At 73.1% G+C, this 20,943-nt stretch carries 22 protein-coding genes and 1 riboswitch; of the genes, 11 read left to right on the top strand and 11 right to left on the bottom strand.

The window, feature by feature from the left end:
• Positions 1–10: 10 nt before the first annotated feature.
• A complete protein-coding gene (locus ACIA6B_RS21760; protein ID WP_396775764.1) occupies positions 11–601 on the bottom strand; it encodes an ECF transporter S component in 591 nt (196 codons plus the stop codon).
• Between the two features lie 72 nt (positions 602–673).
• Positions 674–780, bottom strand: a riboswitch (TPP riboswitch).
• Between the two features lie 76 nt (positions 781–856).
• On the opposite strand from ACIA6B_RS21760, the gene ACIA6B_RS21755 reads away from it, so the two are divergent.
• The 4 genes from ACIA6B_RS21755 to ACIA6B_RS21740 all read left to right on the top strand — a co-directional run bounded on the left by ACIA6B_RS21755 (position 857) and on the right by ACIA6B_RS21740 (position 5,097).
• Positions 857–1,693 carry an alpha/beta fold hydrolase gene (locus ACIA6B_RS21755; RefSeq protein ID WP_396775762.1) on the top strand — a complete coding sequence of 279 codons (837 nt, stop codon included), beginning with the start codon at positions 857–859 and terminating at the stop codon, positions 1,691–1,693.
• Complete coding sequence (locus ACIA6B_RS21750) at positions 1,690–2,439, top strand: sugar isomerase domain-containing protein (RefSeq protein WP_396775760.1); 750 nt, start codon at positions 1,690–1,692, stop codon at positions 2,437–2,439. Before ACIA6B_RS21755 ends, ACIA6B_RS21750 begins: the two co-directional genes overlap by 4 nt.
• Before the next feature lie 91 nt (positions 2,440–2,530).
• Complete coding sequence (locus tag ACIA6B_RS21745) at positions 2,531–3,034, top strand: DUF6328 family protein (protein ID WP_107155726.1); 504 nt, start codon at positions 2,531–2,533, stop codon at positions 3,032–3,034.
• Positions 3,035–3,147: 113 nt separating this feature from the next.
• A complete protein-coding gene (locus ACIA6B_RS21740; protein ID WP_396775758.1) occupies positions 3,148–5,097 on the top strand; it encodes an acyl-CoA dehydrogenase family protein in 1,950 nt (649 codons plus the stop codon).
• 58 nt (positions 5,098–5,155) lie between these two features.
• Here ACIA6B_RS21740 and ACIA6B_RS21735 read toward each other — a convergent pair whose 3' ends face one another.
• From ACIA6B_RS21735 to ACIA6B_RS21700, 8 genes are all read right to left on the bottom strand, one after another.
• Positions 5,156–5,326 (bottom strand): hypothetical protein, encoded by a 171-nt coding sequence (locus ACIA6B_RS21735; RefSeq protein ID WP_199199561.1) that lies wholly within the window; start codon positions 5,324–5,326, stop codon positions 5,156–5,158.
• A gap of 9 nt (positions 5,327–5,335) precedes the next feature.
• Positions 5,336–5,941 carry a hypothetical protein gene (locus ACIA6B_RS21730; RefSeq protein WP_107155728.1) on the bottom strand — a complete coding sequence of 202 codons (606 nt, stop codon included), beginning with the start codon at positions 5,939–5,941 and terminating at the stop codon, positions 5,336–5,338.
• Between the two features lie 45 nt (positions 5,942–5,986).
• Positions 5,987–6,385, bottom strand: coding sequence for a Fur family transcriptional regulator (locus tag ACIA6B_RS21725; protein WP_107155729.1), 399 nt, complete (start codon positions 6,383–6,385; stop codon positions 5,987–5,989).
• Complete coding sequence (locus tag ACIA6B_RS21720) at positions 6,382–6,684, bottom strand: metalloregulator ArsR/SmtB family transcription factor (protein ID WP_107155730.1); 303 nt, start codon at positions 6,682–6,684, stop codon at positions 6,382–6,384. Before ACIA6B_RS21720 ends, ACIA6B_RS21725 begins: the two co-directional genes overlap by 4 nt.
• A gap of 34 nt (positions 6,685–6,718) precedes the next feature.
• Positions 6,719–7,597, bottom strand: a complete 879-nt coding sequence (locus ACIA6B_RS21715) for a metal ABC transporter permease (RefSeq protein WP_396775755.1) — start codon at positions 7,595–7,597, stop codon at positions 6,719–6,721.
• Position 7,598: 1 nt separating this feature from the next.
• Positions 7,599–8,366 (bottom strand): metal ABC transporter ATP-binding protein, encoded by a 768-nt coding sequence (locus ACIA6B_RS21710; RefSeq protein ID WP_396775754.1) that lies wholly within the window; start codon positions 8,364–8,366, stop codon positions 7,599–7,601.
• Positions 8,363–9,322, bottom strand: coding sequence for a metal ABC transporter substrate-binding protein (locus ACIA6B_RS21705; RefSeq protein WP_396775752.1), 960 nt, complete (start codon positions 9,320–9,322; stop codon positions 8,363–8,365). Before ACIA6B_RS21705 ends, ACIA6B_RS21710 begins: the two co-directional genes overlap by 4 nt.
• Before the next feature lie 83 nt (positions 9,323–9,405).
• Positions 9,406–9,669 (bottom strand): DUF6703 family protein, encoded by a 264-nt coding sequence (locus ACIA6B_RS21700; protein WP_396775750.1) that lies wholly within the window; start codon positions 9,667–9,669, stop codon positions 9,406–9,408.
• A gap of 27 nt (positions 9,670–9,696) precedes the next feature.
• Between ACIA6B_RS21700 and ACIA6B_RS21695 the strand changes: the two genes are divergently transcribed.
• From ACIA6B_RS21695 to dusB, 4 genes are all read left to right on the top strand, one after another.
• A complete protein-coding gene (locus tag ACIA6B_RS21695; protein WP_107155735.1) occupies positions 9,697–10,038 on the top strand; it encodes an antibiotic biosynthesis monooxygenase in 342 nt (113 codons plus the stop codon).
• Positions 10,039–10,144: 106 nt separating this feature from the next.
• Entirely contained in the window at positions 10,145–10,618 is a 474-nt protein-coding gene (locus ACIA6B_RS21690; RefSeq protein WP_281938539.1) for a hypothetical protein, read from the top strand.
• A 113-nt stretch (positions 10,619–10,731) separates the two neighbouring features.
• A complete protein-coding gene (locus tag ACIA6B_RS21685) occupies positions 10,732–12,111 on the top strand; it encodes a glycine--tRNA ligase (protein WP_396775749.1) in 1,380 nt (459 codons plus the stop codon).
• A 35-nt stretch (positions 12,112–12,146) separates the two neighbouring features.
• On the top strand, positions 12,147–13,295 hold the full coding sequence (gene dusB, locus ACIA6B_RS21680; protein WP_396775747.1) for a tRNA dihydrouridine synthase DusB: 1,149 nt from the start codon (positions 12,147–12,149) through the stop codon (positions 13,293–13,295).
• Positions 13,296–13,355: 60 nt separating this feature from the next.
• Here the strand turns inward: dusB and ACIA6B_RS21675 are convergent, their stop codons facing one another.
• Both ACIA6B_RS21675 and ACIA6B_RS21670 read right to left on the bottom strand, forming a co-directional pair.
• Complete coding sequence (locus tag ACIA6B_RS21675; RefSeq protein ID WP_396775746.1) at positions 13,356–14,000, bottom strand: C39 family peptidase; 645 nt, start codon at positions 13,998–14,000, stop codon at positions 13,356–13,358.
• A 438-nt stretch (positions 14,001–14,438) separates the two neighbouring features.
• Entirely contained in the window at positions 14,439–16,205 is a 1,767-nt protein-coding gene (locus ACIA6B_RS21670; protein WP_396775744.1) for a beta-N-acetylhexosaminidase, read from the bottom strand.
• A gap of 311 nt (positions 16,206–16,516) precedes the next feature.
• Here ACIA6B_RS21670 and ppdK point away from each other — a divergent pair, with 311 nt between their 5' ends.
• The 3 genes from ppdK to ACIA6B_RS21655 all read left to right on the top strand — a co-directional run bounded on the left by ppdK (position 16,517) and on the right by ACIA6B_RS21655 (position 20,940).
• On the top strand, positions 16,517–19,252 hold the full coding sequence (gene ppdK / locus ACIA6B_RS21665; protein WP_396775743.1) for a pyruvate, phosphate dikinase: 2,736 nt from the start codon (positions 16,517–16,519) through the stop codon (positions 19,250–19,252).
• A gap of 114 nt (positions 19,253–19,366) precedes the next feature.
• Positions 19,367–19,714, top strand: a complete 348-nt coding sequence (locus ACIA6B_RS21660; protein ID WP_357300882.1) for a VOC family protein — start codon at positions 19,367–19,369, stop codon at positions 19,712–19,714.
• Positions 19,711–20,940, top strand: a complete 1,230-nt coding sequence (locus ACIA6B_RS21655; RefSeq protein ID WP_396775742.1) for a deoxyguanosinetriphosphate triphosphohydrolase — start codon at positions 19,711–19,713, stop codon at positions 20,938–20,940. Before ACIA6B_RS21660 ends, ACIA6B_RS21655 begins: the two co-directional genes overlap by 4 nt.
• Positions 20,941–20,943: the final 3 nt, after the last annotated feature.

Genomic DNA, 20,943 nt, shown 5'->3' with positions numbered 1-20,943 from the left:
GAGGGGGCCGTCAGACCAGGGCGCGGTCGCGGCCGGCGGGGAAGCGGTCCAGGACGCCGGTGTTGGCCAGGGCGCGGGTGAGCACCCACGCGCCGAAGCCGGCGACGATCGTGGCGCTGACGATCGTGATGAGCGCGTACGGGAGGCGGTAGGAGGTCAGCTCGTACGCCTTGTTCCAGTAGACGAAGTCGAAGATCGCCGCGCCCAGGCCGGTCAGCGCGCCGGCCAGCACCGCCACCGGCAGCTTGAACGAGCGGTAGCGGAACGCGGCGAACGCCAACTCCGCGCCGATGCCCTGCATCAGGCCCTGGAGGATCACGATGCCCGCCCACTGGCTGCCCAGCAGCGCGGAGACGATCGCGGCCACCGTCTCGCAGTAGAGCGCGGCGCCCGGCTTGCGGATGATCAGGCCGGCGAGCACCGCCGGGATCAGCCACACGCCGTAGAGCACCGCCTGCGCGGGCGGAAAGAACGCGAACGCCGCGTCGGTGGCGCTCCAGAGCAGGCCCCAGGCCCAGAAGACGACGCCGAAGGCGACGGCGATGACCGAGGCGACGACGATGTCGACGGTACGCCAGCGGTTGCTGTCGGTGTGGTTCACGGTGGCTCCCAGTTCGTGGTGAGGAACCAGGAGAAGACGCACGCCGCGCCCGGAATGCCGGACGTCGACGCGGCTGGAGGTCGACCGAACTCCCTGCGCTGGCATTACCCAGATCAGGTTCGAGGGTCTGCGGGCACCGGCCCGCACTCTCAGCGCTGTGCGCTCCCCTGTCGGATGTGAAGTTGTCTCGTCGCAGACGCTAGCACCGACGTCGGGGCCGGGCCCAGCAGGGCGACTGTCGGTAGGCTGGCGATCATGCGGGTCGAGACGCGAAATCTGACGTTCGAGGTACGCACCGGCGGCCCCGAGGGCGGCGACCCCGTCCTGCTGCTGCACGGCTTTCCGCAGCACGCCGGCGAGTGGGACGCGGTGACGCCCGCGCTGCACGCCGCCGGGCTGCGCACGTACGCGCTCGACCAGCGCGGCTACTCGCCCGGCGCGCGGCCGGCGGCGGTCGAGGCGTACCGGATCCCGGAGCTGGTGGCCGACGCGGCGGCCGTGCTGGACGCGCTCGGGGTGACCGCCGCGCACCTGGTCGGCCACGACTGGGGCGCGATCGTGGCCTGGGGCCTGGCGGCGGCGCACCCGGATCGGGTGCGGACGCTGACCGCGGTGTCGGTGCCGCACCCGGCCGCGATGGGCCACGCGCTCGCCAACGATCCCCGGCAGAAGGCCAAGTCCGCCTACATGGCGCTGTTCCGGATGCCGGGCAAGGCGGAGAAGGTGCTGCTGGCGCTGCACGGCGCCGTGCTGCGCCGGATGCTGCGCGGCGTCGGCGACGCGGCAACCGTCGCCCGGTACGCCGACCCGATGCGGGAGCCGGGAGCGCTCACCGCGGCGCTGAACTGGTACCGCGCGATGAGCGGGTCGGACATGAAGGCGGTCGGCCCGGTGGCGGTGCCGACCACGTACGTCTGGAGCGACAAGGACGTGGCGATCGGCCGGACCGCCGCCGAGGCGTGCGCGGGACACGTCACCGGTGACTACCGGTTCGTGACCCTGTCCGGCGTCAGCCACTGGATTCCCGACGAGGCTCCGGGCCCGCTGGCCGAGGCGGTCCTGGCCCGGATCCGAGGGACGGAGGAGGCATGACGGTGAGCGCCGAGGCGTACCTGGAGACGGTCACGTCGACGATGCGGCGGGTGGCCACCGAGCAGCGGGCGAACGTGGCGGAGGCGGCCGATCTGATCGTGGCGGCGCTGCGTGCCGACGGGGTGGTGCACGCGTTCGGCACCGGGCACTCCGAGGCGCTCGCCATGGAGATCGCCGGCCGTGCCGGCGGGCTGGTGCCCACCAACCGCATCGCGCTGCGCGACCTGGTCCTGCACGGTGGCGAGCCGGCCGACGTGCTCGGCCCGAAGCTGGAACGCGAGCCGGCGGTGGCGCACCGGCTCTACGAGCTGGCCCCGGTCCGGCCGCCGGACGTGTTCGTGCTCGCCTCCAACTCGGGCGTGAACGGGGCGATGGTCGAGTTCGCGTCGATCGTGAAGGAGCGCGGGCACGGGCTGGTGGCGATCACCTCGGCGCGGCACTCGGCGCGGATGACCTCGCGGCACCCGTCCGGGCGGAAGCTGGCCGACTTCGCCGACGTGGTGCTGGACAACGGCGCCCCGTACGGCGACGCCACGCTGCCGTTGCCCGGCGGCGGCGCGGTCGGCGCGGTCTCGTCGATCACCGCCGCGCTGCTGGCCCAGCAGATCACCGTCGAGGTGGTGGCCCGGCTGGTGACGGCGGGGGAGCGACCGCCGGTCTACCTGTCCGCCAACATCACCGGCGGCGACGAGCACAACGCCGAGCTGGAGGCCCGGTACGCAGGGCGGATCCGCCGGGGATCGTGAGCCGGTTTCGCGAGCGCCCGAATCGGGCACAGGCGCTGCTGCCGGCGGGTGTTCACCCGCCGGCCGTGCCGTCTTCACCGGAGGTTCGCGAGTGTCCAAGGAATCCGAGAAGCAGCGCTGGCAGCGCAACTTCGCCGATCTGTTGCAGGAGTTGCGCGTGGCGCAGACCGGCGTGCAGATCCTCTTCGCCTTCTTGCTGACCCTGCCGTTCAGCAACGGGTTCACCCGGACCACCGAGTTCCAGCGTGACGTCTACATCGTGGCGTTGCTGGCCGCCGCCGCGGCCACCGCGATGATCATCTCGCCGGTCGCGTTCCACCGGGCGCTGTTCCGCCAGGGCCGCAAGCCGGAGTTGGTCCGCTTCGCCCACCGGATGGCCACCGGCGGGCTGTTCTTCATGCTGATCGCGATGGTCAGCGCCGTGCTGCTGATCACCGACTTCGTGCTGCCCCGGCCGATCGCGTTCGTGCTCAGCGCCGTCACCGCGCTCTGGTTCCTGACGTTCTGGGCGATCCTGCCGTTCGCGCGGCGCAACTGGGGTGAGGACGACATCGACGACGATGACGACGACCCGCAGACGCTGGCCGGCGACTGACGGTCCGCCAAATCGGACGTGCACGCGACGCTACCCCTGGGTAACACCCGGGGGTAGCGTCGTTTTCGTCGAGCGCGTCGACCGCAGCCGGACCGACCATCCAGGAGGCAGCCGTGACCACGACACAGAACAACGCCGACGGGGTGGGACCGCTGCCCACCGAGGCCGGCCAGGTCTCCGAGAAGGAGGCCCGCCAGGTCGCCGAGGCGGCCCGCGAGGCGTCCTGGGACCGGCCCAGTTTCGGCAAGGAACTCTTCCTCGGCCGGTTCCGGCTCGACCTGATCAACCCGTGGCCCCGGTCCGACCCGGCCGACGTGGCCCGCGCGCAGGAGTTCCTCGACGCGTTCGGGGCGTACCTGGGCGCCGAGGTGGACGGCGCGGCGATCGAGCGCGACGCGCGGATCCCGGACGACGTGTTCCACGGCATGGCCCGGCTCGGCGCGTTCGGCATGAAGATCGACCGGAAGTACGGCGGCCTCGGGCTCAGCAACCTGCACTACTGCCGGGCGTTGATGCTCGCCGGTTCGGTGAGCCCGGCGATCGGCGCGCTGCTCTCCGCGCACCAGTCGATCGGCGTGCCGCAGCCGCTGAAGATGTTCGGCACGCCCGAGCAGAAGGACCGCTTCCTGCCCCGGCTGGCCGCCGGCGAGGTCTCCGCGTTCCTGCTCACCGAGCCGGACGTCGGCTCCGACCCGGCGCGGCTGGCCACCACCGCCGAGCCCACCTCCGACGGCGCCGGCTACCGGCTCAACGGGGTGAAGCTCTGGGCCACCAACGGCACGGTCGCCACCCTGCTGGTGGTGATGGCCCGGGTGCCGGCCACCGAGGGGCGGCGCGGCGGGATCACCGCGTTCGTGGTCGAGGGCGACAGCGAGGGCATCACGGTGGAACGGCGCAACTCCTTCGTCGGGCTGCGCGGCCTGGAGAACAGCCTCACCCGGTTCCACGACGTGTTCGTGCCGGCCGAGAACGTGATCGGCGGCGAGGGTAAGGGCCTGAAGATCGCGCTCACCACGCTGAACACCGGCCGGCTGTCGCTGCCGGCGATGTGCGTGGGCGCCGGCAAGTGGGCGCTGAACGTGGCCCGGGAGTGGGCCGCCGACCGGGTCCAGTGGGGCCGGCCGGTCGGCGAGCACGAGGCGGTGGCGAAGAAGCTGTCGTTCATCGCCGCCACCACGTACGGCATGGAGTCCATGCTGGACCTGTCCTGCCTGCTCGCCGACGACGACCGCAACGACATCCGGATCGAGGCGGCGCTGGTCAAGCTCTACGCCAGCGAGATGGCGTGGCGGATCGCCGACGAGCTGATCCAGATCCGGGGCGGGCGCGGCTACGAGACGGCCGACTCGCTCGAAGCCCGGGGCGAACGACCGGCCGCGGTGGAGCAGCTCCTGCGGGACCTGCGGATCAACCGGATCTTCGAGGGGTCCACCGAGATCATGCACCTGCTGATCGCCCGCGAGGCGGTCGACGCGCACCTCTCGGTGGCCGGCGACATCATCGACCCGGACGCCGGGCTGGGCCGCAAGGCCGCCGCCGGTGCGCGGGCCGGCGCCTTCTACGCGAAGTGGCTGCCCACGCTCGCGGTCGGCAAGGGGCAGGCGCCCGGGGCGTACCAGGAGTTCGGGCCGCTGGCCGGGCACCTGCGGCACGTCGAGCGGACCTCCCGCAAGCTGGCCCGGTCGACGTTCTACGCGATGTCCCGCTGGCAGGGGAAGATGGAGCGCAAGCAGGCGTTCCTCGGCCGGGTGGTGGACATCGGCGCGGAGCTGTTCGCGATGTCCGCGGTCTGCGTCCGGGCGTACGCCGAGCGGCTCGAACACCCGGAGAACATCGAGCTGGCCGACCTGTTCTGCCGCCAGGCGCGACTGCGCGTCGACGACCTGTTCACCGGCCTCTGGTCGAACACCGACTCGGTCGACGTGGCCGCCGCGAAGCGGATCGTGGCCGGCCGGTACGCCTCCGTGGAGGCCGGCGTGGTCACCCCACCGGCTGACCTCCCCTGGGTGGCCCCCTGGACGCCGGGCCCCTCCACCGCCGACGACGTCCGCCGCCGCCTGTGAAAGGAGGGCCCCCGGGTCAACGCCTCCGGTAGAGGAGGGGCCCCCTTTTGACAGCCGCTCAGCGGCGGGCGATGGCCCAGGCGATCACCGCGGCGAGGATCAGCCCGTTGAGGGCGGCCAGCACCAGGTAGGCCGCCGGCGGGATCTTGCGGCCCTTGCGGACGAAACTCACCAGCACGCCCGCGTAGGCCAGCAGCAGCACGGCCACGACGATCAGGAAGTACAGCACCGGGACACCCTACCGGCCGGTGCGCAACCCCAGTCCGCGCAGCTCCAGCGCGGCGAGCGCGTCGACGGTGGCGTCGTCGCCGCGCCGCCACGCCTCGGCCACGTCCGGTGCGATCCGCTGGAGCTTCGACAGCGGCTGACCGGCGAGCGCGCGCAACGCCAGCAGGTCCCGGCCGGCGGGCGCGGCGGACATGGCCTTCGCCGCGCCGGCCCGGCGCATCCAGCGCACCCGCAGCGGCAGCCAGCCGAACAGCACCAGGCCGAGCGGGAACACCAGCACCGCCACGGTCAACGCGAGCGCCAACTGGCCGACCAGCTCCTGCTGGTCCCGGCCGGCCTCGGCCATCGCGCGGGCGGCGTCGGCGGCCCGGGTGAAGGGCGCGGTCAGCTCGTCGCCGACCAGCGGCACCCGGCCCACCTTGCCGCCGGCGTCGGCCAGGTTGTCGGCGAGGCCGCCGCCGGCGCCCTCCAGCTTCTGCCCGGGTACGGCGAGCTTCTCGACCAGGTCGTGCAGCCAGCGTGCGAAGCGGATCGCCGCGTACACCCAGACGACCACGAGCAGGTCGGTCAGGAGCTGGCGGAGGGCGGTCGGAAAACGGTCGGCGTAGATCTTCACGCCGGACAGCCTGCCACGGCGTGGCCCCGGCGGCACCGGTCGGAATTACCGGCCGGCGCAGGCCGGGCAGGTCCCGAAGATCTCCAGGGTGTGGCTGACCTCGGTGAAGCCGTGCTCGGCGGAGATGCGGTCCGCCCACTTCTCCACCGCCGGCCCGGCCACCTCGACGGTACGACCGCAGCCCCGGCAGACCAGGTGGTGGTGGTGCCCGTCGTCGCTGCACCGCCGGTAGAGGTGCTCGCCACCCGGCGGGCGCATCACGTCGATCTCGCCGGCGTCGGCGAGCACCTGCAACGTCCGGTAGACCGTGGTCAGCCCGATCCGGTCGCCCCGTCGGCGCAGCATGGCGTGCAGGTCCTGGGCGCTGTGGAAGCCCTCGACCTCGTCCAGCAGCGCGCTCACCGCGCTGCGCTGCCGGGTGGTACGCGGCGTGCCGGTGCTCATGCCGGTCCCTCCCCGGCGTGGCTGACCGCGTCCGCCACGATGTGCGCGACGTGCTCGTCGACGAGCGCGTACGCGATCTCCCGACCGCGTCGCGAGCCGCGCACCACCCCGGCGCCGCGCAACACGCGCAGGTGCTGGGAGACCAGCGGCTGCGGGGCGCCGAGCGTCTCGACCAGCTCGTGCACGCAGCGCTCGCCCTCGGCCAGCTCGCTGACGATGGCGAGCCGGATCGGGGCCGAGAGGGCACGGAGCAGCTCGCCCGCGCCCTCGAAGGCGTCGTACCCGTTGGTCCCGGTCACCCCGTAACGATAACCACTGCCGGTTGGGGCGCTCTCAACCGAGCAGCACCTCGTGCTCGGCCGGCTCGACCGGCGCGGGAGTCGGCGTCGACCGGCCCCGGCGCCGCCGCAGCGCCCGCCCGCCGGCCGCCAGCAGCGCCACCACCAGGAACGAGCCGATCGCCACCAGCACCACCGAGGCGCCCGGCGCGGTGTCGGCCGTGGCGGCCACCCACACCCCGGCCCCGGCCGCGAACAGGCCCAACGCCATGGCCGCCGTCATGGTGGACCGGAAACCGCGGGTCACCTGCTGGGCGGTGGCCACCGGCACCACCATCAACGCGCTGATCAGCAGCACGCCGACCGCCCGCATGGCGATGGTCACGGTCACCGCGGTGCCCACCGCGACGAGCAGGTTCAGCGCCCGCACCGGCAGGCCGGAGACGCGGGCGTACTCCTCGTCGTGGCAGACCGCGAACAGCGCCGGGCGCAGCACCAGCATGGTCACCAGCAGCACCGCGCCGAGCACGCCGATGGTGACCAGGTCGCCCTGCGACGTGGTGGTCAGCGACCCGAAGAGGTACGCGTTGAGCGACCCGCTGCTGGCGTCGGAGAGGCCGACGAGCATCACGCCGCCGGCGATGCCGCCGTAGAACAGCAACGCCAGCGCGAGGTCGCCGGAGGTGCGCCCGTACGCGCGGACCAGCTCGATGACGACCGCGCCGAGCGTGGCGGCGAGCACCGCCACCAGCACCGGGGAGCGGTTGAGCAGCAGCCCGGCGCCGACGCCGGTGAGCGCCACGTGCCCGATGCCGTCGCCGATCAACGCCAGCCGGCGCTGCACCAGGTAGATGCCGAGCGCCGGCGCGGCCAGGCCGATGACCAGCGCGCCGACCAGGGCACGGAGCATGAAGTCGTACTGGAAGAGGTCCATCTCAGATGCTCCTCCAGAGCCCGGCGGGCTCCTCGTCGCAGTGCGGGTGCACGTGCTCGTGGTCCGGGTCGGCGTGGTGGCCGGCCGGCTCGGGCACCGCGCCGTCGTGGGCGATCCCGCCCTGGTGCACCACCACGGCCCGGCTGATCAGCGGGCGCAGCGGCCCCAGCTCGTGGGCGACCAGCAGCACCGTGCCGCCGCCGTCGCGGAAGCCGCGCAGCGCCCCGGCGAACGCCTCCTGGCTGGCCGCGTCCACGCCGGCGGTCGGCTCGTCCAGCACCAGCAGCTCCGGGCCGCCGGCGAGCGCGCGGGCGATCAGGGCGCGCTGCTGCTGGCCGCCGGAGAGCGTGGCGACCGGGTCGCCGGCCCGGTCGGCGAGCCCGACCGCGCGCAGCGCCGCCGTCACCGCCTCCCGGTCGGCCCGCCCCGCCGGCCGGAGCACGCCCCGGCGGGCCAGCCGCCCGGACGCCACCACCTCGGCCACCGTGGCGGGCACCCCGCCGCCGGCGCCGAGCCGTTGCGGGACGTACCCGATGCGGTGCCACTGCCGGAAGCGGCGCTGCGGCGTGCCGAACAGGGTGACCGACCCGGCGCCGAGCGGCACCAGGCCGAGCGCGGCGCGGACCAGCGTCGACTTGCCGGAGCCGTTGGCGCCGAGCACGGCGACCACCTCGCCGGCGGTCAGCGTCAGCGAGACGTCCCGCAGCACCGGCCGGCCGTCGTAGCCGACGGTGGCGTGCGCGATGTCGATCACGGGTGATGAGGTCATGAGCAGTCCAGGGCGGTTCGCAGGGTCTGGAGGTTGGCGCGCATGGCCGACAGGTAGTCGCCCTCAGCGGGCGGGCCCTCGATCGGATCCAGGACCGCGGTCTTCGCCCCGACCTCCCGGGCGATCGTCTCGGCGACCTTCGGGCTGACCAGCGTCTCGAAGAAGATCGTACCGGCCTGGTGCTCCCGGGCCTCCCGCGCGACCTCGGCGAGCCGCTGCGGGGAGGGCTCGGACTCCGGGGTGAGGCCGGTGATGCCGATCTGCTCCAGCTTGTAGTGCTCGGCCAGGTAGCCGAACGCGGTGTGGCTGGTCACGATCTCGCGGCGCTGGCAGGTGCGCAGGCCCTCGGCGTACTCGGTGTCGAGCTTCGTCAGCTCGGCGCGCAGCGCGCCGGCCCGGGCGGTGTAGTCGGCGGCGTGGCCCGGGTCGACCGCGCCGAGGCGTTCGGCGAGCCGGTCGCCGACGGTGGCCAGCCGGGTCGGGTCGAGCCAGAGGTGCGGGTCCTTGCCGCCGCCCTCCTCGTGGCCGGCCTCGCCCTCGTGCCCCGCCTCGCCCTCGTGCTCGTGGTCGCCGGCGGCGGCGTCGAGCAGCGGGGCGACACCGGCCACGTCGAACGCGCGGTCGCCGCCGTTCTGCTCGACCGCCTCGTCCACCGCCGGCTGGAAGCCGGTCAGGTAGACGATCAGCTCGGCGTCGACCACCTGGCCGACCTGGCGGGGATTCAGCTCCAGGTCGTGCGGCTCCGCGCCGGGCTTGGTCAGGTTGCCGACCACGACCCGGTCGCCGCCGATGCGCTCGGTCAGGAACTGGAGCGGGTAGAACGCGGCCACCACGTCGACCCGGCCCGGGTCCTTGCCGCCGCCGCCGTCGCCGTCCGAGCAGGCGCTGAGCCCGCCCAGGGCGAGCAGGGCGGCGGTGGCGGCGGTCAGGACGCGGGGGGTGGCACGGGCGGTCATGGAGCAACTGTCCGCGATAACGAAAATTATTGTCAAAAACGCATGCTTGCATGTCAGCGCGGGTCGGCCCGACCCGGAACGGCTCAGCCGACCGTCAGCTTCGCCAGCGCCACCGCGATCAACAGGGTGAGCATCAGCAGCCGCAGCACCCGGGTCGCCGGCCGCTGCACCGGCCAGGTGACCGACATCAACCCGACCAGCCCGGCCGCCAGCACCAACAGCAGGACGCCGCCGGCCGGGCCGGGCGCGAAGAGGCCGACCAGCACCAGCACCAGCGCGGCGAGGAACACCGTCGTCGGGTTGAGCCGGGCCAACCGGGACAGCACGGGACTCTGCGTACGCTGCATGCCACAAACTCTACGAGGAGGAACGCCGTGCTGGTCACCAACCGGTTCGTGGTGGACGCCGAAACGGCTGACGAGTTCACCCGGGAGGCGCACGCCGCGCTGGCCGCGCTCGCCGCCCGCCCCGGCTACCTGCGCGGCGAACTGCTCCGAGCGCTGGATGACCCGGCCCACTGGTGCCTGCTCACCGAGTGGGAGTCGGTCGGGGCGTACCGGCGGGCGCTGGGCGGGTTCGACGTCAAGGTCACCGCCGTGCCGCTGCTCGCCCGGTCGGTGGACGAGCCGTCGGCGTACGAGACGCTCGCCAACGCCGCCCCGCAGGGCGAGATCGTCGTCGTCGCCAGTGATCGTGCCGCAGGCCCGTACCGCTGAGTCCGGGGGCACTACCCTGGCGCGTATGACCGCTCCCGGACCGGCCGCGCCGCCCCCGCCACCCGTGCCGCCCGGCACGCCGCCGGCCGCCCCGGCGGAGCCGGGCGTGCCCGCGCCGCCGCCCGGTCCCGGCGTCGCGCCGCCGTTCGCCGCCCCGCCCACCGAGGGCGGGCGGGCCCGGCTCTGGCTCGGCCTCGGCGTCGGCGCGCTGGCCGTGGTGCTCTGCTGCGGCGGGGGCGGCGCGGCAGTGGTCGGGCTGGCGGTGAGCAACGTGCAGGCGGTCGGCGAGCAGGGCCGGGCCGTCACCGACGACTACTACCAGGCGCTTGTCGCCCGGGAGTGGTCCAAGGCGTACGACCGGCTCTGTGACGACGCCCGGCGACGCGAGTCCCGGCCGGAGTTCGCCCGGCGGGCCGCCACCGAGCCGCAGATCTCCGGCTACCGGGTGGGCAAGGTCGACACCGCCACGCTGACCGTGCCGGTGGACGTCACGCTGGCCGGTGGGCGGCGCGAGGCGCAGACCGTCACGCTGGCGCCCGACCGGCAGACCGGCGGCATGGAGGTCTGCGGGGTGAGCTGACCGGCCCCCGGTATTCTGCTGGGCTCGGGGCAGCGGCGGTCGTACCGTGGTCCCGAACAGCCCGGTTCCATCCATCTCGACCGCGCCGACCGCCAGCCGGCGTAGGAGGAAACATGCCAGCCGACCGTATCGACGCCGTCGTCAGCCTCGCCAAGCGCCGGGGCTTCGTCTTCCCCTCCAGTGAGATCTACGGGGGCACCCGGTCGGCGTGGGACTACGGTCCGCTCGGCGTCGAGCTGAAGGAGAACGTCCGCCGGCAGTGGTGGCGGACCATGGTCCAGCAGCGCGACGACGTGGTCGGCCTCGACTCGGCGGTCATCCTGGCCCGCAAGGTCTGGGAGGCCAGCGGCCACATCGCCGAGTTCGTCGACCCGCTGACCGAGTGTCAGTCCTGTCACAAGCGGTTCCGGGCCGACCACCTGGAAGAGGCGTACGAGGCCAAGCACGGCAAGCCGCTGACCTCGCTGACGGAGCTGAACTGCCCCAACTGCGGCAACAAGGGCACCTTCACCGAGCCGAAGATGTTCAACGGCCTGATGAAGACCTACCTGGGCCCGGTGGAGAGCGACGAGGGCCTGCACTACCTGCGCCCGGAGACCGCCCAGGGCATCTTCGTCAACTACAAGAACGTGGAGACGGTCGCCCGCAAGAAGCCGCCGTTCGGCATCGCGCAGACCGGCAAGTCGTTCCGCAACGAGATCACCCCGGGCAACTTCATCTTCCGCACCCGCGAGTTCGAGCAGATGGAGATGGAGTTCTTCGTCGAGCCGGGCACCGACGAGCAGTGGCACGAATACTGGCTCTCCGAGCGCTGGAACTGGTACCTCGACCTCGGCCTGTCCGAGGAGAACCTGCGCTTCTACGAGCACCCCAAGGACAAGCTCTCCCACTACTCGAAGCGCACCGTCGACATCGAGTACAAGTTCCGTTTCGGCGGCACCGAGTTCGCGGAGCTGGAGGGCATCGCCAACCGCACCGACTTCGACCTCTCCACGCACAGCAAGCACTCCGGCGTCGACCTGTCGTACTTCGACCAGACGAAGCAGGAACGCTGGATGCCGTACGTGATCGAGCCGGCCGCCGGCCTCACCCGCGCGGTGCTGGCGTTCCTGCTGGAGGCGTACGACGAGGACGAGGCCCCGAACACCAAGGGCGGCGTGGACAAGCGCACCGTGATGCGGTTCGACCCGCGACTGGCCCCGGTGAAGGTGGCGGTGCTGCCGCTGTCCCGCAACGAGGCGCTCTCGCCCAAGGCCAAGCAGCTCGCCGCCGACCTGCGTAAGCGCTGGGTGGTCGAGTTCGACGACTCGCAGGCGATCGGCCGCCGCTACCGCCGCCAGGACGAGATCGGCACGCCGTTCTGCGTCACCGTCGACTTCGACACGCTCGACGACAACGCGGTGACGGTCCGGAACCGGGACACCATGGCCCAGGAGCGCGTCGCCCTGGACCAGGTGGAGCGCTACCTGATCGAGCGCCTCCCCGGCTGCTGACGGTGTAGGCGGGGGCACCTCCTTACACTTGGGCGGTGAGTGAGCTGAAGATCGGGCCGTATGCGGTGTGGCCGCCGGTGGTGCTCGCGCCGATGGCCGGGATCACCAACGCCGGCTTCCGGCGGCTCTGCCGCGAGCAGGGCGGTGGCATCTACGTCTGCGAGATGATCACCACCCGCGCGCTGGTCGAGCGGAACCCGAAGACGCTGCGCATGATCGCCTTCGGCGCCGACGAGCACCCGCGCAGCCTCCAGCTCTACGGCACCGACCCGGAGATCACCGCCGCCGCCGTGCGGATCGTGGTCGAGCGGGACCTCGCCGACCACATCGACCTGAACTTCGGCTGCCCGGTCCCGAAGGTCACCCGCCGGGGCGGCGGCTCGGCCCTGCCGTGGCGGCGCCGGCTCTTCGCCCGGCTGGTCAGGGCCGCGGTGGACGCCGCGTCACCCGCCGGGGTGCCGGTCACGGTCAAGATGCGCAAGGGCATCGACGACGACCACCTGACGTACGTCGAGGCCGGGCTCGCCGCCCAGGACGCGGGTGTCGCGGCGGTCGCCCTGCACGGGCGTACGGCGGCGCAGCGCTACTCGGGCACCGCCGACTGGGACGCGATCGCCACGCTCAAGGCGGCGCTTGATGTGCCGGTGCTCGGCAACGGCGACATCTGGGAGGGCGACGACGCGTTGCGGATGGTCGCCCACACCGGCGTGGACGGCGTGGTGGTGGGGCGTGGCTGTCTGGGCCGGCCGTGGCTCTTCGCCGACCTGGAGGCCGCGTTCGAGGGGCGCACCGACCGGCGGCTGCCGACGCTCGGCGAGGTGGCGGTGACCATGCGGCGGCATGCCGAGCTGCTGGTGGAGCAGTTCGTCGCCGGGGCCCGCAACCCGGCCCGCGGTGAACGGGACGGCTGCACCGACTTCCGCAAGCACGTGGCCTGGTACCTGAAGGGCTTCCCGATCGGCGGTGAGCTGCGCCGCTCGCTCGCCATGATCGAGAGCTTGGCCCAGCTCGACGACCTGCTCGGCAAGCTCGACCCGGAGGTCCCCTTCCCGGTCGAGACGCTCGGCCAGCCACGTGGCCGGACCAACTCCCCGGGCAAGGTCTTCCTGCCCGACGGCTGGCTGGCCAGCCGCGACGACGACACCCCGCCGGAGGGCGCCGAGCTGGACGACTCCGGCGGCTGATCCCGGTACGCCGAAGGGCCCGACCCCGGACGGGGTCGGGCCCTTCGTCATGTCCTGCGATCAGGAGCTGTAGCCGCGGCTGGCGATCCAGTGCGCCAGGGCGTCCACGTCCATCCGGTAGGAGGCCTGGTCCGGGTTCGCCGAGTCGGCGATCGTCACGACCTTCCCGCCGTCGCGGTAGCCCACCACGCTGATGTAGTGGCCACCCTCGAAGGAGTGCGCGGTGCCGTCGGTGTCGGTGGCGGTCCCGGCGATGTTGGCCACCACGGCCCGGCCGTCGTCCACCGCGCGCACGACGTCGGCACGCAGCTTGTCGGCCTTCTCACCGGCCTTGTCGACCGGGATCTCGGTGGACTTGTAGACGTCCTTGCCGGTCTCCTTGTTCAGCACCGGGGTGATGTCGTTGATGGAGTTGGTGCCGGCCTCGGTGGTGCCCATCTCCTTGGCCATGGCGGCCACGTCGATGTTCTTGCCCTGCACGCTGAGCGCGTTGCGGGCCGCGGCCGGGCCGCAGAAGTAGAAGTTGGGCTGGGCCTCGTAGCGCACGCCCAGCTCACGCTCACCGCTCTTGCGGTCGGCGACCACCGCGGCGGCGCGCTCGGCGGGGGTGGCCTGGGCGGCGATGGCGGGGCCGGCGATGCCACCGGCGGTGGCGGCGATACCGGCGGCGGTCAGCACGGTCTTGCGCAGCAGAGTGGTAGCCATGATCAGTTGCCTCTCTGTCGGGGGGTGCGCGGCGATCGGGGGATGCCGCGGAAGTGTGGTGGCCGGCGCGGGCGGCCAGGGGCCTGCTCCGGCGGCTCGGGGGTGTAACGACCGGCGGCCCGGGGCCATTCCCCGGCGTTCGCGGCGGGGTCGGCGGGCGGGTGCGGCGCGGTCAGCCAGGTATAACGCCCCCGCCCCGGGGTCGATTCCACGGTGGCGGTGGCGTCCGCCACCCACCCGGAACGGACATGTCGCCGGCGGAGCACCGGAACGTGACGGGGTACGGCCCGGGTGGTCGGGCGCGTGCCTACGAACCTGATGGCGTGGACGGGTCAGACCCGGGTGAGTCATTCACGCCATCAGGTTGACAGGCCGTCGGGACCGCACCCGTGGCCCCGCCCGGAGCGCCGATGACCGGTATGTCGGGTTTCGGGAAGATCACGCCACGGTGTCGGTGTGGCCGTGCGCGGGCTGGCGCGGGATGCCGGCGGTCGCGGAGTGCGGCCAGGGGATCTCCGGGGAGGGGTGGAAGGTGATGCCGGCGGCGGTCCAGCGCGGGCCGTGGCCGGCGAGCCGTTCCCGGAACCCGGCCCAGTCGTGCGTCGACCGGGGTGACCAGCCCAGCTCGGCGACGGCGGGCAGGCGGGGGAACATCATGAACTCGATCTCGGCGCGGGTGGTGACCGACTCGGTCCACAGCGGCGCCTCCACCCCCAGCACGGCCTCGACCGGTACGCCGTGGACGTGGCTGCCGGGGTCCCAGTCGTACGCGCGCCGCACGTCGACGAGGCCCGCCCAGTCGTGCCCGATCGGGGTGTCCGGGGCGTACTTCATGTCCAGGTAGGCGTGGTTGCCGGGGGAGAGGATCAGCCGCGCGCCACGGCGTACCGCGTCGGCGGTCCCGGGGTCGTCGCCGTTCGTGCCCCACCACTGGAGGACGCGCCCGTCGACGTGTGCGGCCGGGGCGAGCTGGTGCCAGCCGACGACCGTCTTGCCGGTGGCCGCGACCAGGGTCTGGGCCCGCTCGACGAAGGCGCGGTAGCGCTCCGCCGGCACCTTGAACGCCTCGTCGCCGCCGAGGTGCAGCCACGGGCCGGGGGTCAGCGCGGCCAGCTCGCCGAACACGTCGGCGACGAAGGCGTACGTCCGCTCGTCGGTGGGGTCGACGAAGCTGAACCCGACGTCGGTGCCGGTGTACGGCGGTGGCGCGGTCTTGCCCGGGGCCAGTTCGGGGTACGCGACGAGCGCCGCGTTGGTGTGCCCCGGCAGGTCGATCTCGGGCACCACCGTCACGTGCCGGCGGGCGGCGTACGCGACGATCCGCCGGTAGTCGTCGGGGGTGTACCAGCCGCCGGGGCCGCCGCCGACGCCGGTGGCGCCGCCGACCTCGGCGAGTCGGGGCCAGGAGTCGACGGCGATCCGCCACCCCTGGTCGTCGGTGAGGTGCAGGTGCAGGTGGTTGAGCTTGTACCGGGCCAGGTGGTCGACCACCCGCAGCACCTCCTCGACGCCGAAGAAGTGCCGGGCGACGTCGAGCATGGCGCCCCGGTAGGGGAAGCGCGGCCGGTCGACGATGATGCCGCCGGGCACCGCCCAGCGTTCGGCGACCGGGGTGACGCTCTCGATCGCCGGGGGCAGGAGCTGCCGCAGCGTCTGCGCGCCGTGGAACAGCCCGGCCGGCGTGTCGGCCGTGATCCGGACTCCGGTGGCGGTGACGTCGAGCCGGTAGCCCTCCTCCCCGAGCGCCACGCGGTCGGCCGGCCCGGCGTCCCCGGCCGGCGAGCCGTCGGCCGGTGCGTCCCCGGCCCGCGCGGGTGGGGCCGGCGACAGGGTGAGCGTCAGCGGGGCGTCCGGCCCCGGCTCGGCGTGGTCGGTCACCGGGAGCGGGAAGCCGGTGGCCGGGCGCAGCCAGGCGGCGAGTTGCTCGGCCACGTGCCGACCGGCGGCGCTGACCCGCAGCACGGCGTCCGGCGGCAGCGTGAAGTCGCCGGTCGGATCGGGCCGCACCTGCGCGGGCGCCGGCACCACGTCGTGGAGGCGGACCGGCGCGGGCGGGGCGAGCTGCCCGGCGGCCCGGTCGGCGGCGACGCGGGCCAGTTCGGCGGCGGTGGCCGGCGCGGCGGGCAGGCCGACGCCGGGCGGCGGGACGGGCGCGTCGGCGCGTGGCTGCGGCCCGGTCTCGGGTGCTGTGGGGGTGGTCGACACGGCGACGGCTCCGAGGGGTGTATTCGCGTGGGATATGGCAAAGGTCAGGTTCGGCGATATCCGGTGCCGTCAAGGGTACGAGGGGAATCGGAATTGCGTGATCGTGCGCGTGGAAGCGTTCCCAAAAACCGGTACGGACGTGGGCAGTGGTGACTCTTGTGCCGATCGTCACCGAACGGTCCCAGGTCCTGCGAAGTTCGCTTAACCTTCGCCCACCGATCGCTGACGAGCCGGGATTGCCGGTGGTGGCTCCCGGGGTATGTCCGAACTGAACCTTCGTTAAGTGTCAATGGCGCGCGTGGGAGGCTCTGGTGGCAACGCAGGAAACGGTCGAACACAAGTACGTCTACGATTTCGCCGAGGGCAACAAGGACCTCAAGGACCTGCTCGGTGGCAAGGGCGCCAACCTGGCCGAGATGACCAACCTCGGCCTGCCCGTCCCACCCGGCTTCACCATCACCACCGAGGCCTGCCAGGCGTACCTGACGACCGGGCGCGAGCCGGACGGGCTGGCCGGCCAGATCGAGGCGCACCTGGAGTCCCTGGAACGCGAGATGGGCCGCCGCCTCGGCGACCCGGACGACCCGCTGCTGGTCTCGGTACGCTCCGGCGCCAAGTTCTCCATGCCCGGCATGATGGAGACCGTCCTCAACGTCGGCCTCAACGACCGCAGCGTCGAAGGACTCGCCCGACAGGCCGGCGGCAGTGCCGACCGGGCCGCCTCCGGCGGCGCGGACAGGTTCGCCTGGGACTCCTACCGTCGGCTGATCCAGATGTTCGGCAAGACCGTCTGCGAGGTGCCGGGCGAGGAGTTCGAGCACGCGCTGGACGAGGCCAAGCACGCCAAGGGCACCCGGAACGACCTCGACCTGGACGCCGACGACCTGCGCGGGCTGGTCGACGCGTACAAGAAGATCTTCGCCAAGCACACCGGGCGGGAGTTCCCGCAGGAGCCGCGCGAGCAGCTCGACCTGGCCATCCGGGCGGTCTTCGACTCGTGGAACGCGGAGCGGGCCATCCTCTACCGCCGGCAGGAGCGCATCCCGGCCGACCTGGGCACCGCGGTCAACGTGGTGAGCATGGTGTTCGGCAACCTCGGCCCCGACTCCGGCACCGGCGTCGCGTTCACCCGCGACCCGGGCAGCGGCGCGCAGGGCATCTACGGCGACTACCTGGCCAACGCCCAGGGTGAGGACGTGGTGGCCGGCATCCGCAACACCGTGCCGTTGCAGGAGCTGGAGCAGCTCGACAAGCGCTCCTACGACGAGCTGCTCGGCATCATGGCCCGGCTGGAGGAGCACTACAAGGACCTCTGCGACATCGAGTTCACCATCGAGCGCGGCAAGCTCTGGATGCTCCAGACCCGGGTCGGCAAGCGCACCGCCGCCGCCGCGTTCGTCATCGCCGGGCAGCTCGTCGACGAGGGCCTGATCGACCTGGACGAGGCGCTGCACCGGGTCAACGGCGCGCAGCTCGCCCAGTTGATGTTCCCGCGCTTCCAGCTCGACCACGACTTCCCGCCGGTCGCCAAGGGCATCGGCGCGTCCCCGGGCGCCGCCTCCGGCAAGGTCGTCTTCACCTCGGCCCGCGCGGTCGAGCTGGCCGCCGAGGGGGAGTCGGTGATCCTGGTCCGCCGGGAGACCAACCCGGACGACCTCAACGGCATGATCGCCGCCAAGGGCATCCTCACCTCGCGCGGCGGCAAGACCAGCCACGCCGCGGTGGTGGCCCGGGGCATGGGCAAGACCTGTGTCTCCGGCGCCGACGAGCTGGAGGTGAACGTCCCGGCGAAGAAGTTCACCGTCGGCGGGCACACCGTCGGCGAGGGCGACGTGGTCTCGATCGACGGCACCACCGGCAAGGTCTACCTCGGCGAGGTGCCGGTCATGCCGTCCGAGGTGGTGCAGTACTTCGAAGGCAGCCTCGACCCGGAGCACGTCGACAACCCGCTGGTCCGCGCCGTACACCGGATCATGACGCACGCCGACGCGGCGCGGCGGCTGCGCGTGCGGACGAACGCCGACACCGGCGCGGACGCGGCGCGGGCCCGGCGCTTCGGCGCCGAGGGCATCGGCCTGTGCCGCACCGAGCACATGTTCCTCGGCGACCGCCGGGAGCTGGTCGAGCGGCTCATCCTCGCCGCCGGCGAGCGGGAGCGGGAGGACGCGCTCGCCGCGCTGCTGCCGCTCCAGCGGGCCGACTTCGTGGAGATCTTCCGGGAGATGGACGGCCTGCCGGTCACGGTGCGGCTGATCGACCCGCCGCTGCACGAGTTCCTGCCCCCGCTGGAGCAGCTCGCGGTCAACGTCGCGGTCGCCCAGGAACGCGGCGAGGACGTGGCCAAGGAGGAGGCGCTGCTCTCCGCCGTCCGGCGGATGCACGAGGAGAACCCGATGCTGGGCCTGCGCGGCGTCCGGCTCGGCCTGGTCATCCCCGGCCTGTTCGCGATGCAGGTCCGCGCGATCGCGGAGGCCGCCGTCGCGGTCACCCGCGACGGCGGCACGGCCTGTCCGGAGATCATGGTGCCGCTGGTCGGCGCGGTCCAGGAGCTGGAGACGGTACGCGCGGAGGCCGAGAAGATCATCGCCGAGGTGGTCGGCGACAGCGGCGTCGAGGTGCTGATCGGCACCATGATCGAGGTGCCCCGGGCGGCGCTGACCGCCGGGCAGATCGCCGAGGCGGCCGAGTTCTTCTCCTTCGGCACGAACGACCTGACGCAGATGGGCTGGGGCTTCTCCCGCGACGACGTGGAGGGCGCATTCTTCTGGCGCTACCTGGAACTGGGCATCTTCGGCATCTCCCCGTTCGAGTCGATCGACGCCGACGGCGTCGGCCGGCTGGTCCGGATCGCCGCCGAGGAGGGCCGGGCGGCCCGCCCCGGGCTGAAGCTCGGCGTCTGCGGCGAGCACGGCGGCGACCCGGACTCGGTGCACTTCTTCCACGAGGTGGGACTGGACTACGTCTCCTGCTCGCCGTTCCGGGTGCCGGTGGCCCGGTTGGAGGCCGGCCGCGCGGCCGTCAGCACCACCGGTTCCGACTCCCGCTGAACACGTCCCGGGCGGGCCCGCCGATGACCACCGGCGGCCCCGCCCGGCGCGCCGTTCCGGCCACCCGGGCGTAACCTGAGCTTCCGCCACGTGTCGATCAGGAGGGGTGGCCGCATGACCGCCGTCTGGGAGAACCTGACCGTCGACGCCCGGGATCCGTCCCGGCTCGCCCGCTGGTGGGCCGAGGCGCTCGGCTACCAGGTGATCGCCGACAAGCCGGACGAGGTGGAGATCCGCCGCACGCCCGACACGCTCCCCGGCCTCGTCTTCGTCCCGGTCTCCGGGCCGAAGCAGGGCAAGAACCGGCTGCACGTCGACCTGCGCCCGACCGACCTGGAGGCCGAGGTGGAACGGCTCGTCGACATGGGCGCGCGGCACGTCGACGTCGGGCAGGGCGAGGCGGGGTGGACGGTGCTCGCCGATCCGGAGGGCAACGAGTTCTGCGTTCTCCCACCGCGTTGACCGACGACGCGGCGCGGCTGGTCGCCGAGGCGCCGAAGGACACCGGGTACGGTCGGTCGCCGTTCGAGCGGGACCGGGCCCGGGTGCTGCACTGCGCGGCGTTCCGCCGGCTCGCCGCGAAGACCCAGGTGCACGCCGCCGGCACCGACGACTTCCTGCGTACCCGGCTGACCCACTCGCTGGAGGTCGCGCAGATCGCCCGCGAGATGGGCGCCCGGCTCGGCTGCGACCCGGACGTGGTGGACACCGCCGGGCTGGCCCACGACCTGGGGCACCCGCCGTTCGGGCACAACGGCGAGGACGCGCTCGACGCGCTGGCCGCCGGCTGCGGCGGCTTCGAGGGCAACGCGCAGACGTTGCGGGTGCTCACCCGGCTGGAGGCGAAGGTGCTCACCCCGGACGGGCGGTCCGCCGGGCTGAACCTGACCCGGGCCGCGCTCGACGCGGTCGGCAAGTACCCGTGGCCGCGCCGCCCCGGCCAGCGCAAGTTCGGCGTGTACGCCGACGACCGCCCGGTCTTCGACTGGCTGCGCGCCGGCGCCCCGCCCGGCGACCGGCGCTGCCTGGAGGCCCAGGTGATGGACTGGGCCGACGACGTGGCGTACTCGGTGCACGACGTCGAGGACGGCATCCACGGCGGGTACGTCGACCTGCGCCCGCTGCTGGCCGAGGAGGACGAGCGGCGGGCGCTCTGCGCCGACGTGGCGACGGCCTACTCCGGCGAGGCCCCGGAGGACCTGGGTGGGGTGCTGGCCGAGCTGCTCGCCGATCCGGTGCTCGCCCCGCTCGCCGCGTACGACGGCAGCCACCGGGCGCTCGCCGCGTTGAAGGCCACCACCAGCGTGCTCACCGGCCGGTTCGTGTCGAGCGTGGTGGCCGCCACCGAGGCGCGTCACGGCCCCGGCCCGCACCGCCGCTACGCCGCCGACCTGGTGGTGCCGCGCCGGATCCGGGCGCAGTGCGCGCTGCTCAAGGGCATCGCGTTGCGGTACGTGATGCGCCGGCCGGGCGCCAGTGGCCGCTACGACCGGCAGCGGGAACTCCTCGCCGAGCTGGTCGCCGCGTTGCTCGACCGGGCGCCGGACGCGCTCGACGAGGTTTTCGCGCCGCTCTGGCGGGCCGCCCCGGACGACGCCGCGCGGCTGCGTGTGGTGATCGACCAGGTCGCCTCGCTCACCGATCCGGCCGCGCTGGCCTGGCACGCCCGGTTGGTGTCGGCGAGCTGACCG

The sequence above is a fragment of the Micromonospora sp. NPDC051141 genome (assembly GCF_044455765.1).
In the GTDB taxonomy this organism is placed as follows: Bacteria; Actinomycetota; Actinomycetes; order Mycobacteriales; family Micromonosporaceae; genus Micromonospora.
The sequence above is the reverse complement of the archived record's forward strand: the minus strand, read 5'-3'. Positions and strand labels throughout refer to the sequence as shown.

Coding starts and splice junctions, on each gene's coding strand:
- ACIA6B_RS21755 (WP_396775762.1), top strand. CDS start 857: ATGCGGGTCGAGACGCGAAATCTGACGTTCGAGGTACGCACCGGCGGC.
- ACIA6B_RS21750 (WP_396775760.1), top strand. CDS start 1,690: ATGACGGTGAGCGCCGAGGCGTACCTGGAGACGGTCACGTCGACGATG.
- ACIA6B_RS21725 (WP_107155729.1), bottom strand. CDS start 6,385: ATGAGCACCGGCACGCCGCGTACCACCCGGCAGCGCAGCGCGGTGAGC.
- ACIA6B_RS21715 (WP_396775755.1), bottom strand. CDS start 7,597: ATGGACCTCTTCCAGTACGACTTCATGCTCCGTGCCCTGGTCGGCGCG.
- ACIA6B_RS21710 (WP_396775754.1), bottom strand. CDS start 8,366: ATGACCTCATCACCCGTGATCGACATCGCGCACGCCACCGTCGGCTAC.
- ACIA6B_RS21705 (WP_396775752.1), bottom strand. CDS start 9,322: ATGACCGCCCGTGCCACCCCCCGCGTCCTGACCGCCGCCACCGCCGCC.
- ACIA6B_RS21700 (WP_396775750.1), bottom strand. CDS start 9,669: ATGCAGCGTACGCAGAGTCCCGTGCTGTCCCGGTTGGCCCGGCTCAAC.
- ACIA6B_RS21685 (WP_396775749.1), top strand. CDS start 10,732: ATGCCAGCCGACCGTATCGACGCCGTCGTCAGCCTCGCCAAGCGCCGG.
- ACIA6B_RS21675 (WP_396775746.1), bottom strand. CDS start 14,000: ATGGCTACCACTCTGCTGCGCAAGACCGTGCTGACCGCCGCCGGTATC.
- ACIA6B_RS21660 (WP_357300882.1), top strand. CDS start 19,367: ATGACCGCCGTCTGGGAGAACCTGACCGTCGACGCCCGGGATCCGTCC.